The sequence below is a fragment of the Microcoleus sp. PH2017_28_MFU_U_A genome, from assembly GCF_020738035.1.
GTDB lineage: Bacteria > Cyanobacteriota > Cyanobacteriia > Cyanobacteriales > Microcoleaceae > Microcoleus.
The window spans coordinates 69936-84247 of sequence record NZ_JAEQCX010000023.1 but is presented as its reverse complement, the minus strand read 5'-3'; the positions used below and the strand labels follow the sequence as shown (position 1 = coordinate 84247).

Annotated in this window: 15 protein-coding genes and 1 other RNA gene; 1 reads left to right on the top strand and 15 read right to left on the bottom strand. The window is 46.1% G+C overall.

The window, feature by feature from the left end; genetic code table 11:
• Positions 1-93: 93 nt before the first annotated feature.
• The 5 genes from JGK14_RS01735 to ndhI all read right to left on the bottom strand — a co-directional run bounded on the left by JGK14_RS01735 (position 94) and on the right by ndhI (position 4866).
• Positions 94-2118 carry a CHASE domain-containing protein gene (locus JGK14_RS01735; RefSeq protein WP_325314705.1) on the bottom strand — a complete coding sequence of 675 codons (2025 nt, stop codon included), beginning with the start codon at positions 2116-2118 and terminating at the stop codon, positions 94-96.
• Positions 2119-3025: 907 nt separating this feature from the next.
• Positions 3026-3331, bottom strand: a complete 306-nt coding sequence (gene nuoK, locus JGK14_RS01730) for an NADH-quinone oxidoreductase subunit NuoK (protein WP_228042566.1) — start codon at positions 3329-3331, stop codon at positions 3026-3028.
• 124 nt (positions 3332-3455) lie between these two features.
• Positions 3456-4079, bottom strand: coding sequence for an NADH-quinone oxidoreductase subunit J (locus tag JGK14_RS01725; protein ID WP_293216222.1), 624 nt, complete (start codon positions 4077-4079; stop codon positions 3456-3458).
• A 16-nt stretch (positions 4080-4095) separates the two neighbouring features.
• Entirely contained in the window at positions 4096-4254 is a 159-nt protein-coding gene (locus tag JGK14_RS01720; protein ID WP_293176249.1) for a hypothetical protein, read from the bottom strand.
• Positions 4255-4287: 33 nt separating this feature from the next.
• A complete protein-coding gene (gene ndhI, locus JGK14_RS01715) occupies positions 4288-4866 on the bottom strand; it encodes an NAD(P)H-quinone oxidoreductase subunit I (RefSeq protein ID WP_293149617.1) in 579 nt (192 codons plus the stop codon).
• A 53-nt stretch (positions 4867-4919) separates the two neighbouring features.
• Here ndhI and JGK14_RS01710 point away from each other — a divergent pair, with 53 nt between their 5' ends.
• Positions 4920-5090 carry a hypothetical protein gene (locus tag JGK14_RS01710; RefSeq protein ID WP_293203330.1) on the top strand — a complete coding sequence of 57 codons (171 nt, stop codon included), beginning with the start codon at positions 4920-4922 and terminating at the stop codon, positions 5088-5090.
• Here JGK14_RS01710 and nuoH read toward each other — a convergent pair.
• From nuoH to JGK14_RS01665, 10 genes are all read right to left on the bottom strand, one after another.
• A complete protein-coding gene (gene nuoH, locus JGK14_RS01705; RefSeq protein ID WP_293176334.1) occupies positions 5087-6205 on the bottom strand; it encodes an NADH-quinone oxidoreductase subunit NuoH in 1119 nt (372 codons plus the stop codon). The genes JGK14_RS01710 and nuoH overlap by 4 nt on opposite strands.
• Positions 6206-6769: 564 nt before the next feature.
• Positions 6770-7160: a transfer-messenger RNA gene (gene ssrA / locus JGK14_RS01700) on the bottom strand.
• A gap of 349 nt (positions 7161-7509) precedes the next feature.
• Positions 7510-9291 carry a serine/threonine protein kinase gene (locus tag JGK14_RS01695; protein WP_325314704.1) on the bottom strand — a complete coding sequence of 594 codons (1782 nt, stop codon included), beginning with the start codon at positions 9289-9291 and terminating at the stop codon, positions 7510-7512.
• Between the two features lie 98 nt (positions 9292-9389).
• Complete coding sequence (locus tag JGK14_RS01690; RefSeq protein WP_006632711.1) at positions 9390-9653, bottom strand: Txe/YoeB family addiction module toxin; 264 nt, start codon at positions 9651-9653, stop codon at positions 9390-9392.
• Positions 9650-9886 (bottom strand): type II toxin-antitoxin system Phd/YefM family antitoxin, encoded by a 237-nt coding sequence (locus JGK14_RS01685; RefSeq protein WP_293191771.1) that lies wholly within the window; start codon positions 9884-9886, stop codon positions 9650-9652. The genes JGK14_RS01690 and JGK14_RS01685 overlap by 4 nt, the downstream gene beginning before the upstream one ends.
• A 58-nt stretch (positions 9887-9944) precedes the next feature.
• Positions 9945-10049, bottom strand: a complete 105-nt coding sequence (locus JGK14_RS33945; RefSeq protein ID WP_442921416.1) for a hypothetical protein — start codon at positions 10047-10049, stop codon at positions 9945-9947.
• 161 nt (positions 10050-10210) lie between these two features.
• Positions 10211-10429, bottom strand: coding sequence for a hypothetical protein (locus tag JGK14_RS01680; protein WP_293191769.1), 219 nt, complete (start codon positions 10427-10429; stop codon positions 10211-10213).
• Positions 10430-10546: 117 nt separating this feature from the next.
• Positions 10547-11506, bottom strand: a complete 960-nt coding sequence (locus JGK14_RS01675; RefSeq protein ID WP_293191767.1) for a nucleotidyl transferase AbiEii/AbiGii toxin family protein — start codon at positions 11504-11506, stop codon at positions 10547-10549.
• 172 nt (positions 11507-11678) lie between these two features.
• Complete coding sequence (locus tag JGK14_RS01670) at positions 11679-12329, bottom strand: hypothetical protein (protein ID WP_293191765.1); 651 nt, start codon at positions 12327-12329, stop codon at positions 11679-11681.
• A 46-nt stretch (positions 12330-12375) separates the two neighbouring features.
• Complete coding sequence (locus JGK14_RS01665; RefSeq protein ID WP_325314703.1) at positions 12376-14310, bottom strand: ArnT family glycosyltransferase; 1935 nt, start codon at positions 14308-14310, stop codon at positions 12376-12378.
• Positions 14311-14312: the final 2 nt, after the last annotated feature.

Sequence of the window (14312 nt, the reverse complement as noted above, 5' to 3'; positions counted from 1 at the left end):
AAGGCTTCTCGTCTACAACATCAGCAAAGAACTTACAGAATTGAGTTTCAAGCTACCACTGTAGTTTGGGCTAATTAAACTTTTGTCAGTCAATCAGCTTTGATAGAGGGTCAAAACTGCATCTATGCCGTCGAGGATGTTCGCTTCGATTGTTTCACCGCTAGAGTCGTGTCGGGCGTAGGTTTTTAGGGCAAACACGGCTTTGGCGGCACGATCGCTGGCGATGTTAATATCTCGGGTGCTGGCCTGCAAGCGCACAAAGGCCCGTACAGTTTTGAGAAATTGGTCGCTGTCGCTTTGTCGTAGAAGTGAGAATAAAGGTTCGAGGCGATCGTGAACTCCTAAGTCGAGGAGGATATTGGCTAATCCTTCAGATTTCTCAATGTTTTGGGCTGCGAGTTGGCTAGTAATTGTTTTTCTGAGTTGTCGGCGTTCGCGACCGGATACGATCGTGGTGTTGGTAATGGATCGTTGCAACAATTCCAAAAATTGTGTTTCTCGTTCTGGGGTAAGTTCGCGAAATAATGTGGGAAATTGGCTGAGGTTTTCGTTGAGAAAGTCGGTAATATAACTAACAGAAGAGCGAATTGCTCCTAACGGGGTGTTAATTTCGTGAGCAACTCCTGCTACGAGTTGACCTAATGCTGCCATTTTTTCCGATTGCACTAATTCATCTTGAGTTAGTTGGAGTTCGGTTAAGGTTTGGGATAGTTCGGCTGTGCGTTCGGCAACTTGTTCCTCTAATGTTCGATTGTAATCTTCGCGCAATTTTTCAGCTTGTTTGCGTTCGGTGATATCCTGGAAAGCTGCGATCGCATAACTTAGGTTTCCATCCGCATCGTAAATCGGCGTTCCTGCGCTTTCAATGGGAATAATTTTGTCTGGATGATGAATTTCCATATCCTCGCGACGCACGCTTTTTCCTTGCAACGCATTTAACAGGGGATCTGATTCTTGAGGATAAATGCGATCGCTACCAGCTTGGTAAATTTTGTATTGAATCTGAATTTGTTCGGCAACGGATGCTACCACACCTTGACCGAGAAGATGCTGTCCAGTTTGATTGGTGTAGTAGGGATTTCCGTGACTGTCGGTGACAAAAACACCAATGGGCATGGCATCGAGGAATTGCGATAGGCGACCTTCGCTTTCAGATAACGCTGAATTCAAGGCTTTCATCTCGGCATTCTTCTGTTTGAGTGTTTCTTCATTTTGGCGCAATGCGGCGGTGGCGCGATCGATCGCCAATTGCAACCGTGCCGGTTCGCTAGCTAAAATGAAGACACCGATGCTTCCCACAAGTGCGATCGTCATACCTCCTCCCCTCAACCAAATAGTAACTGGTGAATGGTCATACCATCCAGTTTTAGGAACGGCGGCCAACTGCCAAGAACCGTTCGGTAACGTGACGGAAAGAAAAACGGGTTTTTCCTGAAAAATTGCCCCATTGCCGAAAAAAACCTCACCTTTTTCCCCCAATCCATCTTTGCCACGCAGTACATATTTTAAGTTAGATGATTCTTGTAACAATCCGGCTTCTTCATAGATAGTTTCGGGATTGACCAAAATACTCGCGAGTCCCCAATATTCAGATTTTCCCTCTATTGATTTGACAAAAATAGGCGATCGGTTAATAAATGCAGTACCGCCTTGTACGAGTTTAACCGGGCCGGCAACAACCGATTTTTTTGAGGCAATAGTTCGATCGACAGCTTCTTTTTGGGTCGGCGTTGCTGCTAAGTTCAACCCGAAAGCTTTTTCGTTGCCTACAACCGGATAAATATGACTAATCGCCGATTTTTTGGCTAGGTTCGTACTCCGAATCCCTCGATACCTCTCCAACAGAGGAGAAGCAATAGCTGTAAATTCATCTTGGGTGAGTTCGGGACGGGTTGAAGCATGAGTGACTAAAGCTTCTACGAGAAGAAGTCTGGTGTTAATTGCCCCTTCCAAACGGGCTCGCACGGTACTCAGTTGATTGAGAGTATCTGCCTGTTGTTGTTCCTGAAATCGCTGAGTTTCGGAGCGATCGAGAATCATGGTAGCCGCCAGAATTGATAAGGCTGCGCTCGCAGCAGTTACAAAGGCTTTACCAGTATGTTTTTGAATTTTTCTCATACTATAGCAACCGCCACATCGGTGAGGGCATAAATAACTTCATGAATAGAGCCGATACCCGTACTGCATCAATGATTTGATTCGGGTTCTGCAACTGTCAACTGTCAACTGTCCACTTTCCACTGCTATAGATTGTCCGATATGACTCAATATAAGTTAAAAAAATGGTACGATAGTCCCAATGAATTCGGTAGGTTACAATCGGGAATTGCTAATTTTTAAGATACCCGAACTTAAGTAACACAAAAACTCCTTACAAGTAGCAAAGTTTCCAAAATTCAGATCGCTACTGCACCCTTTCGGGATCGCGATATTTAAAATAAGCTACAATTATGAGCAATAGTCCGGACAGTTTTTAGTTGTAGTCTGAAACCCTTGATTTTCCGTTGGCAACTCGATTACCGACTCCCCTTGAAACTTTGATGCTCTTCTTGGCGATCGAATACTGTCCGAAGGAGTGCATCTCACTTTTCAAGAGGGCGAAGCATGACCGCATATAAGTTATTAGTTATCATCTCATATTGATTTCGGTCATGCTTCGCCCCTACAAACATATTTGCCTTGCGCCAGATGCACCCGTCCGAAGTATTGGTGAGAAAAATTATCTGTATTGCTGTATTCTACAGCGACTTTATTGAGAATTGGCAGTAATTAGGATTTTTACCAACTGCTCTGGGAGCTTTGGTTTGAAGTTGTTTGAAGTGGTATTACACGATACTTTTCAGACATTTTATAGTTTTGCGACATCTGAAAACATTTCAAGCTTATCTCTATTAGCCGATCGCCCTTGATGGTCTTTTGCTTCTAATTTATTGGGTTGAGGGTTGGGGATATTTGAGCTAAAGCACCGAAATTCCCCAATTTGGTCAACCCTCCACCTTAATTCTGACAGCTTAATGACCGCTGATTACCATTTCAGCAGATTAAACTCTTCCATGTCTACGGTATTGCGGTTGCGGTAAATCGCCAAGACGATCGCCAAACCAACAGCAGCCTCAGCAGCCGCAACGGTTACTACAAAAACAGTAAATACTTGACCTTTAATCTGTACGGGGTCAAGATAGTTAGAAAAACCCATCAGATTGAGATTGACTGCATTCAGCATCAACTCGATCGACATTAATACCCGCACGGCGTTTCGGCTGGTAATTAAACCGTAAATGCCAATGCAGAAAAGTGCAGCAGCTAATAACAGGAAATACTGGAGTTGCAGTTGCATAATTTTTGGGAGTTGCTCTCAGTCTAAATTACTACAAAACAGGCAGATACAGAGGCTGCGAACAGAAACCAGGTTTCTCGCCTGACGAACAGATAGGTACGCAGTGCACACCCTACAATTACTTTGTTTCCGGTGAAGAAACATCACCGGCTGAAACTAATTCGCGGGGGCGTTCAGGCAAACTAAAAGCTGGTGTATCTGATTGCTTCATGGATAATTCATCCGGGAAGAAATCGCGGCGCGCCAACACAATTGCTCCTACCATTGCCATCAACAAAAATACCGATGCTAACTCGAAAGGTAGCAAATAGTCGGTGAAGAAGTGTTTGGCGATCGTCACGATCGAACTTTCGGCGGGTGCTCCCGTCGTTGTCACGATCGCCCAAGGAGTAGACACGACCATTGTACCCAACAGCGCAAACAAACCAGCACAAACGACTGCGGTTGCGACTTGACGCACCCAAGCGTTAGGAATTGTGCGGAACTCTTCTCGTTTGTTTACCAACATGATGGCAAACAAAATTAAGACGTTAACAGCGCCAACATAAATTAAGATTTGGGCTGCTGCTACAAAGTCAGCATTCAACAATAGGTACAAGCCGGCAATGCTGGTAAATACGCCACACAGCAGAAATGCTGAGTAAACGATGTTGGAGAACAGGACTACTCCTAATGCTCCTCCAATCATCATTACGGCGAGTATGCCAAATGAAACAATTTGAACCCCTTCGGCTAGATTCACAATATTTAATCCTTTGTTAATTGGGCATTGGCCATCGGTAATTGGGCATTGGTAATTGAGAATTGGTAATTGGCAATTGGTAATTGGCAATTGGTAATTGGTAGTTGGTAGTTGGTAATTTGTTGTTTGTTAGTTCCAATAACTTATTACCGATTCCCCATTCCCCATTCCCCATTCCCAATTACCGATTCCCCATTCCCCATTCCCATTACTTACTTTCCTGAATTTCCTCTGGGCGGAGACCTGCACGGCGATCGGTGTAGGAAACTTCATGAGGATCCATCACACCTTTCGGCAAATAAGCGAATTCGCGCAACGGTGTCACCATCGGATCGTCTGAAACCTTGTATGGTAAACGTCCGAGGGCCACGTTGTCATAATTCAATTCATGACGTTCGTAGGCGGCTAACTCGTATTCTTCTGTCATCGACAAACAATTAGTCGGACAATATTCTACACAGTTACCGCAGAAGATACACACCCCGAAATCGATACTGTAGTGCTTGAGTTGCTTCTTCTTAGTTTCTTTGTTAAATTCCCAATCTACAACAGGTAAGTTGATTGGACATACCCGAACGCAGACTTCGCAGGAGATGCACTTGTCAAATTCAAAGTGAATTCTGCCCCGAAAACGTTCGGAAGGAATTAGTTTCTCGTAAGGATACTGCACTGTAACTGGTCGGCGTCTCATGTGATCGAAGGTCACTGCTAGTCCTTGGCCGATATACTTAGCAGCTTGAACAGTCTCTTTGGCGTATTCGCCTACTTGATTGAGGAATTTTAGCATCGTTTTCTCTCTCTGTACTTGAGTTTTTGGTAATTGCTAATTCATAATAGGTAATGAGAGTTAACAGGTATTTTTATCCGGCAATCAGGAGACGGCAGTGCCGTTTCCCTACAGTTATATCCGGCAATCAGGAGACGGCAGTGCCGTTTCCCTACAGTTATATCCGGCAATCAGGAGACGGCAGTGCCGTTTCCCTACAGCTCCCTTTACCTATTATGAATTAACCGCCAAAAGCAAAGGGAAAGGCAAGTTTCAAAGCTGCGGTCAATAGCAAGTTAACTAGAGCAACCGGAAGCAAAAACTTCCATCCCAAATCTAGCAATTGGTCAATCCGAACTCGTGGCAGAGTCCAACGGAGCAGAACTGCCAAGAACAGGAAAAAGTAGGCTTTCAACAAGGTCATTGTAATGCCCAGCGTGCCGGTAATTACCTGTAACCAAGGAGTTGTTTCGCTCAATCCCAGGGCATTTGTGATGACTCCGACGGGAATCGGGCATTCCCAACCACCGAGGTACAAAACGGCTACTAGCAGGCAAGAAAGGACGAGGTTAACGTAGGAAGCGATGTAGTATAAGGCAAATTTCATGCCTGTATACTCAGTCTGATATCCTGCTACCAATTCTTCTTCTGCTTCGGGTAAGTCAAAGGGTAAACGTTCGCATTCGGCTAGTGCTGCAATCCAGAAAATCAGGAAACCTGCGGGTTGTCGCCAGACGTTCCAGCCGATGATGCCGTAGCCGGCTTGTTGGTGTACGATGTCGATCGTACTTAAGCTGTTGGACATCATCACAACTGCCAATACTGCCAAAGCTAGGGGAATTTCGTAGCTGAGGGATTGAGCAGCGGCTCTGAGTCCGCCGAGGAGAGCGTATTTGTTGTTAGAAGCATAGCCCGACATCAGCAAGCCGATCGGCTGAATGCTAGAAAGAGCAATCCAGAGAAATATCGCTGTCCCCATATCGGCGATGAGCATATGCTCTCCGAAGGGTACGATCAAGTAGGACAGAAACACTGGAATCACGACAATTACCGGGCCGAGCGTGAACAGCAGCGCGTCAGCTTTTGCCGGTACAATGTCTTCTTTGAATACCAACTTCATGCCGTCAGCAACGGGTGCTAGGACTCCCAGAGGGCCGAGGAATTCGGGGCCAATCCGCTGTTGAGCGGCGGCGGAAATTTTCCGCTCTAGCCAGACGCTAGTCAGTACACCGAATACAGCACCGACAACCATCAGCACCATTGGCAGTGGTAGCCAAAGCACGTGGGCGATGTCCGCCGGTAAGCCCAAATTCGTCAGGGCTTCTACAAAACTTCCTTGTAAGTCAATTCCTGGGTTCATGTTTCCAGCTTTTGAGCGATCGCCATATAATTTTTCACCCGTCCTTCGTAGGAGTAGGCTTAGAGAGCGGGGACTTTGTAAAGATTTTTAATGCTTTACCGCCTAATAGTATATCGCCGGACAGGCCCCAAGAACCGATGGATGAGGTGAAATTATAGTTATCTGATCCCCAAGCTTGACTAATGGGTTGCTAACTTATGGTTGAGGAATGAAGAGGAGACGGCAGTGCCCTGTCCCTACCATGATTAATTGTAGGGACACGGCACTGCCGTCTCGTCCGTTTATATCATTGCGATACTAATGAAATTGATATGATATCAATTCCGGTTACACCAGAATGATATAGAGTCCAGGGCAGTGCCGTCTCCCTACAATATTTGTCGGTAGGGACACGGCACTGCCGTCTCCTGATTTTGGCTACTAATAATTCCGATGCTACCGGATTTGATATCACTCCTTTGAGATATAGCCCAAACAAAAAGGGCAGAGAATTAATTCTCTGCCCTTTTTATGCTTTAAAGTAACTTTCAAATGGCTTAAACCATTGATTTTACGCTACCTTTTTTATGGAACTGGGCAGAATCGAACTGCCGTCCAAAATGGGTATTTACCTTCCGATCGTTCACAGGTTTATCCCCTCTGATCCTTGGGGCGGGAACCATCTTTATCCTAAATGGGAGGATTTTCTAGTGATTGCTTTCCCGGCTAGACGACTAGAAACGTTTAGCTAGGGCATCCGTTGGGGGTTGTTATGCTGCCTTTAACGGAGTTAAGCGGCATACACTCTGAACCAAGCTAGAGAAGTTTTTAGGCTACAGCTACGGCTTTGCGAGCGAAAGGAACGATGTTGTTCGCATTTACTATTTTTTTTGAGCCGATATTAACGAGAGTAGACTCCCTCTCGACCTGCATCACGGAGCAGCTTTCGCCACCCTGTCGAAACCATTACAGCCCCTCGTGTTCTCTAATCATAGCTAATATTTTGTATAACGTCAATCGATTTTGGATTTTAGATTTTAGATTTTGGATTGAAGATTTTGGATTTTGAATTGAGGATTGGGGATTTTGGATTGGGGATTGGGGATTGTTTGGCAAATAGTAGAGGCCGCACTACCAAGAAACCGGGTTTTTTAACCGAGACAGATTCAAAAAGGTACGTAGTTGCGCTTGAGCGCTGAAGCGCAACTACGTACCTAAAAAACCTTTAAGTATTGTGACACTTGCGATCGCCAACTGTGAGAATGAGCATTTTGGGCAAATATTTTCGTTAAAAAACCCGGTTTCTCTACACCGGTGGAAGATTTCTAATGCAAAGTTTTGTCCCAGACGCCGATGTAAATTCGATCGCGATTGTTGCGTTCGATCGTCCCTTTCAACGAACCTTTCTGAAAATTAAACCGATTGGTGCGACGTTGCTGCACGTCCCGGAACCCTTGCAAAATCTCCTTATCTGCGCCGCCCACCATGCCGTTTAACGCGGTTCGGACTACCAAATCGTCCACCGACTGGGCAAAAGAACCCTCTGTTTGCACGAGTTGTTCGGAATTGCGATCGTAAATATAGCCGAGAGTCACCCGGTTCGGCAGCAATTCATAAAGTGCGGTGCGAGTATTCGGCCAATAGCCGCGGGATTGAGAGTCTGTGGGATCTCCCAGTGCACTTACAATCTGACTTTCCGGCGTACCAACGGCAAACCCTGGGATAGTGGGAGTCTTCTGATAACCGGTTCCGGGTTTTTCGCTGGGTGGGGGCGATCGATCGGGCGGCAATTGCTTGTCAACCAGTTTTTCCGCTGGTGTGGGTTTCCCAGCCTCAGGTGTTGGAGTTGTTGTTGGTGCTGGAGTTGGGGCCGGAGTTGGAGTTGGCGCGGGAGTTGGAGTTGGAGTTCGAGTTGGAGTTGGCGCGGGAGTTTCAGCAGCAGGCGACGGAGTTTCTCGGCGAGGGGGAATTGGTGCGGGTGTGGGAGTGGGAATTGGTATGGGGCTGGTGCGTGCGTCTGGATCTGCGGGGGTGGAAGTGCGATCGTCCTTCGCCACCGGTGCCGGTTCCGAAGATTGTCCGTTGAAGAAAATCCTCGCAATCCCGACTAAACCACCGAATATAAGTGCGATCGTCACAAACCCCAAAATCAACCAAACCTTGCGGTTGCCGGAGCCATTCGTCACTACAGCAGGCGCTGTTCTCAGATTTGCCGGCGACTGAGGCCCGTGTCCCGGCATCACCGCCAGCGTCGGCCCGGTGTCCGACCCTGCACCCTGCCCGTGCAGCAGCGACAGCCACTCATCCACGCTAGCAGGGCGATTTTGAGCCTCTACCGTCATCCCCCGCATCACCGCTTGACTCACAGTCACACTTAAGTCAGGCCGCAAGTCGCGGGGTGAAGGCATCGGCTGGCTGGTTCGCAAAATGGCAGCCACGGGCACCCTGGCTGTGAGCAAAGTGTAAAGCGTCGCCGCTAGCCCGTAAACATCGGTAGCGGGCGTATATTTTCCTTGGGCGAAATACTGTTCTGGCGGTGCGTAACCGTCGGACACCATATTAGTGTGACTTTGAGTTGCGCCTGCTGTAAACTCGCGGGCAATGCCAAAATCGATCAGCACAACTTCCTGAGTACCTTGGCGCAACAGAATGTTTTGCGGTTTGATATCTCGATGCAGCAAACCTTTTTGATGAACTGCTTTCAAAGCAGCCCCAATTTGAGTGATGTAGAGAATTGCCAGATTTTCGGGGAGGGGATTGCTTGTACCGACTACATCGCCCAAATTCTGACCGGCTATGTAGTCCATTACCATGTAAGGCTGTCCGTCTTCGACAAAGAAGTCGCTGACGCGGACTATATTCGGATGGACGCAGGAAGCTAATCGCCTTGCTTCGTCTTGGAATTTGCGATCGAACTCGGCAAATTTGGGATCGCGCCGCAGAGATTCGTTGAGGGTTTTAATAACGACGGGCTGTCCTAAATAGCGGTGATTTGCTCTGAAGGTAATTCCAAAGCCGCCTCGCCCGAGTTCTTGTTCGAGGGTATATTTTCCGCCCTGTAAACTTTTGCCGATTAGTGCGTCCATAATATGTCTAGGCGATCGCATACCAGATAATATCGCTGATTATGGCACGTCTAGTGTGGTAGTTCATCGCTCCAAATGGCGATCGTACTCCTTCGGTATTAGTTAACTTGTTAGAAACATTACTCATAATGCGTCCACATCCGCAAAATTTTTACCGTATTCTCTGACTCAATCACCTCGTACACCAGACGGTGCTGAATGTTGATTCGCCTTGAATATGCGCCTTCCAAATCTCCCACCAATTTCTCGTAGGGTGGCGGATTCTGAAACGGATTGGTTTGAATGATGTCTAGTAACTCTTGCGCTTTGTCTCGTAAATTGCTAGAAGCGAGCTTTTTGGCATCTTTCTGTGCCTGTTTGGTATATACCAGATTCCAATTCACCACTCCAACTCCCTAGCGCAATCCTCGATCGGCGTTGCCATTCCTTCCCGAATCGATTCCCGCATCCCTGGCACTGACAGTAGATATAATGTTTCCTGTACCGATGCCCAATCAGATTCAGATAATAACACTGCATTGCTAGTCTGTCCTGCAATCACAATAGGTTGATGCGACTCACTCACCGAATCTATTAACTGCTGCAATTGCTGTTGAGCTTCATTGATTGGAATCATAATTTTCCACTCGTCTAAATACGCTTTTCTAGATGATGTTGGGTGGCTGCAGACACTGCTACAACTGCCCCAGAAACTTGTCGTAGTCTGCGTGTGAACCAACCCAAAACCAGATTGCAGTGTCTCCATCCAACTGACCAACTGCTCGATAGTTTTTGCTAATTCGGGCAGACTAGATTGGTAAGTCTGGATGCACCTTCTTGAAACGCAGGCTTGGATGACTTGGGTTTTCCTTGAATTGGCGATACGCCGAGCGTGTCTGCTGTTGAACTTGTTCGGGTAAATCAGCAAATAATCTGCGGAACTCGGTTGTAGTGCGTGACTTCACAATGTTTCTGGATCGAGTTCTTGGGTTTGACCTGCATGATACTCAGCCATTGCGGTGGCTGCGAGTTTAGCAAGAGCATCTGGGGAACGGGAGAATGCTCGATCCCAGCGCCTCTCGTCTTCAAGTTCTTCCAGAATCATTGAAGCGAGGGCATCTTGCTCGCTTGCAGACAAGGTTTTCAACTTGGCGATCGCACGTTCGAGTAACTCAGTCATGGCTACCACACTTTTACAATTAAAATGGCGTCCTCTCCATTATCCATTGTTTCAGGCAGGTTGAGGGTAGCTCGAACAAATGGCAGGCTAATTATCATTATTAATAACTACGAAGGTTCAATCATCAAGGTTGGTAAATGTCGGTGCTAAGGCCCGTGAAAGCCGAGCTTGCCAATCCTTTGCCTCCCCTTCAACCCCAGGATACTCTAGCTTAAAGTTGTCCCAATCTAGATATGCTGAACACGGTGATTCTGTCCAAGGCCATCCAGATTTCCAAGAAAAGTTTGGTTTCACTGCCGCCTGATTCTTCCAATCTTCACTTGAATGAAGAACTTTATAAAGAATGTCAAAAGACAATGAAGTTTGCTCCGCTAAGAGTGTTGCATCATACAAATCTTTGCCTTGTGGATAAGTATCGGTTTCTAACCAAAGCAATTTCCATGCCAATGACAGTTCTTTAGAAGCTGCCCACACTAACCTATTTTCACCAATTGAGGAAGGGATATAGACCTGAATTGGATCGCACAATAGTTCTTCATTAAAAACCACATCCATATGCAAATCTCCTGAAGGAAAGCCGTCTGCTTTCCAAGGAAAAATAATGCGCCTACCTGATGCACGTTCATAAGTCCAAATCTCAGTTAGGGAGATTTTGTCCACGTCAATAATCGCATTACCTACATGAGGATGAGCTGAAACTATCTGAATTAATCCATTGAACAATTCTCTAGATAAAGGGGAATTGACGCTAATATCGTGAGGTATAAAAACCCAGTCTATATCACCGGGTTCTCTCGCCACATCTCCTAACCATGCTTTCAGTAATAAACTACCTCGTAAGACAAGGCGATCTTTCCAGATTGAACAACTAATAATTTGCAGCAGATAATCCATCACTTGCCGACGAATATTCAGCCATTGAGTTCTAATTTCTGGATCTTCAAATATTGGCTCTCCCAGACGAAATGCTCCCCGAAGATGCTTCTGGGGAATTAGTGCAGGCTCGAAAACTGTTGGTCGTTCAATTTTCTGACCTTGTTCTGAAACAATGATGTATGTCTTCGGATCGTATTTCATTAATCCTCCTTTATATTATGCTTGATAGTTATTAATGTAAAATTGGTGATTCTTTCCCTATTATACATCCTCTCCTCCGATTTTATATTCTGCTTGATAATTATCCGTGTAAAATTGGTGATTCTTTCCCTATTATTCGTGCTATCCTCGGATTTTATATTCTGCTTGATAATTATCCGTGTAAAATTGGTGATTCTTTCCCTTGAATCCAACCTGCGTCAAGGTCAAGATTACTATCATAGACAACAAATTCTGCTTCGACATCGATCGCTAAATATCTCAAAGTAGCGATCGCTTTTAAGAGAGTGTGAAGTTGTTGTTGAGCTTCAACACGACCAACGGAGATACAACGCTGAGTGACAAATCGCTCGTGATATTGGTCACTCCGAGTCTGGAAGAGATTACGAGAGAGATGAGCAGAATGTCTTTCGGCCAGGTCAATCAGAGGCAGAATATCAGTAGAAGGTTCAAGCAACAGTTTGATATGATGCTCAAAGTAGCGATCGCATGGATGGTTTAGTGCTTCGGCATTAGACTGCGGAACACTCTGGTTCCACTGTGGCACCTCAATTTTGATGCGTGTCACCGTGAAGCCTTCAGCATTTAGAGATTGGCTTGAATCAAATGCCGTCTTTAACTCGTTTGTCAGGCTACCTTGCCCATGCCGGGTCAACATTAGTTGAGATACAGTAACCCCACGGTCTAGAACTATATGGAGAAGTTTTAGACCATGATTAATGCCCCATTGTTCAAGCGCCTCTACTCTGTCCAAGTCCTTGAGGCCAACGGTAAGGTGAGTTTCAAATTTTCCAGTGAATTCCATGAACTCTTCCTAATAGGTCGGCTCGCCAAAACCGCAGTACAATACACTAATTCAAAAACGCCTTTCTCGGAACCCTTGCCAGTTGGTACGCGCCGCGACTGTCCAATAGTTGATATTGATTTGGCTGCAATCCGAATTCCACAAACTTGTGTGGATATCCCAGCACGAGAATCATCGGAGAAGTGTTGTTGTTGGATTGCTCAATGTAGTCTTTCGCGCCCCTGGGAAGTCGGTAGAAAGTCACCGGATCTTGGGTGTAAAAAACTAGACTCGGTTTCCAGAAACCAATCATCATCAACTCTTCTCCCGGCAGTTTTTGTTGGACAACAACCTTCGCTAACTCTCTTAGAGGTAACTGGCGGTTGAGATCGACCAAATTGTAGGCGGGAGTCAGACCAAAAATGATAAATGCGACTAATCCGATGAAGTTAGCTACCAAAATCCAGCGTTGTTGACGTTTCCAGAGTAAAAGTGCGATCGCCCCAGCCGCCGTTATCCAAATTGCACCGCCAACCATCAGCAATCCCGACTGCTGAATTGCTTGCGGAAAATTGGGCATTGCCGGGTCATCTCCCAGCCAGTGGTAGCAGTAGAAAGTTGCTCCGGCTAGAATCAATAAAAATACGACATTAACAATGTATGTAACTAACAGTCCTCGCGGTAAAGAATTTGGTTTTTTCTCTAACTTTCCCGGTCTGTTTTGTGGTTGCTTGCCTGCAATAATATCGCTCCACAGCAGCGTTACCAAAATGGCTGTGGCGGGCAGTAAAGGCAATACATAACTGGGCAATTTTGTCACGGAGATTGTGAAAAATCCAAAGATGCAGCCGAACCAAAATAGGGCAAATAAACTTAATTGTGCCGATCGCGCTTGACGGCGCCAGTAACTGCGCTGCCAAAAACGGGTACGCGCGATCGCCACCGGCAAATAAATCGACCAAGGCGCAAAACCGACGAGCACTACAAAAAAGTAAAAATACCAAGGCGCCGAGTGCTTGTTGACTACTCCAGTAAAACGCTGGAAATTGTGATAGCCGAAAAAACTGTCAATATAAGTTTCACCGTTGGCTAAAGTAACGAGAATAAACCAAGGTAGGGCGATCGCCAAAATAATCAAGATTCCCGACAGCGGACGCATTTCGCGCCAAAGTTGCCGAAAATTTCCCAAATACAGCCCGAAGCTACCAATAATCATCGCTGGGATGACAATTCCCACAGGCCCCTTAGCCAGAATTGCTAAGGCAATTAGTACGTAACAAGTCAAATACCATTTATTGGGAAATCGCCCAGCAGAAATGGTGGAAAGTTCTGCTTTTTCTCTCTGTTCTTCTAGCGTGTAACCGAGAAAAAATGCCAAAAGTGACGAACAAATACAGGCAACTAATAGCATATCAGAAACGCCAGTCCGCCCCCAGGCAATAGTTTGGGGATTTAAAGCTATTAATGCCGCACCAATCCAAGGAGTAGAAAGAAAGAGGGGGAGATTGGGAGATTGGGAGAATTTTGCTTCTTCCTCATTCACTCTTCCTTCTTCCTCATTGACTCTTCCTTCTTCCTTCTTCCTTCTTCCTTCTGTTTTCGATAGAGTGTAGAATCCGAGGCAAGTCAGGGCGATCGCACAAAAAGCCGACGGAAGGCGCACAGCCCACTCGTTAACGCCCAGAGTGTGGTAAGCCACCGCCATCAGCCAGTAAATCAACGGCGGCTTGTCAAACCTGGTTTCGCTGTTGAAATAAGGAGTGATCCAATCCCCTGTCACCGTCATTTGACGGGCGGCTTCAGCAAACAGCGGTTCGGTTTCGTCAACTAAGCCGATGTTGCCTAAATTCCACAAGAAAGCTACCCAGGCGATCGCGCACAGCCACAACACCGATAGCAACAAAGGTACCATCGGCCGATGCCTGTAATATTCTGACAAATTTTTAATAACTTCCTTCACCCAAACTTCCTGCGATTTTAGATTTAAAATTTTAACTCGCATAG

Coding starts and splice junctions, on each gene's coding strand:
- JGK14_RS01735 (WP_325314705.1), bottom strand. CDS start 2,118: ATGAGAAAAATTCAAAAACATACTGGTAAAGCCTTTGTAACTGCTGCG.
- JGK14_RS01685 (WP_293191771.1), bottom strand. CDS start 9,886: ATGATTCCAATCAATGAAGCTCAACAGCAATTGCAGCAGTTAATAGAT.
- JGK14_RS01665 (WP_325314703.1), bottom strand. CDS start 14,310: ATGCGAGTTAAAATTTTAAATCTAAAATCGCAGGAAGTTTGGGTGAAG.
- nuoH (WP_293176334.1), bottom strand. CDS start 6,205: ATGAACCCAGGAATTGACTTACAAGGAAGTTTTGTAGAAGCCCTGACG.
- JGK14_RS01680 (WP_293191769.1), bottom strand. CDS start 10,429: ATGACTGAGTTACTCGAACGTGCGATCGCCAAGTTGAAAACCTTGTCT.
- ndhI (WP_293149617.1), bottom strand. CDS start 4,866: ATGCTAAAATTCCTCAATCAAGTAGGCGAATACGCCAAAGAGACTGTT.
- JGK14_RS01675 (WP_293191767.1), bottom strand. CDS start 11,506: ATGAAATACGATCCGAAGACATACATCATTGTTTCAGAACAAGGTCAG.
- JGK14_RS01695 (WP_325314704.1), bottom strand. CDS start 9,291: ATGCGATCGCCTAGACATATTATGGACGCACTAATCGGCAAAAGTTTA.
- JGK14_RS01670 (WP_293191765.1), bottom strand. CDS start 12,329: ATGGAATTCACTGGAAAATTTGAAACTCACCTTACCGTTGGCCTCAAG.
- JGK14_RS01720 (WP_293176249.1), bottom strand. CDS start 4,254: ATGGGGAATGGGGAATGGGGAATCGGTAATAAGTTATTGGAACTAACA.
- JGK14_RS01710 (WP_293203330.1), top strand. CDS start 4,920: ATGAGAGTTAACAGGTATTTTTATCCGGCAATCAGGAGACGGCAGTGC.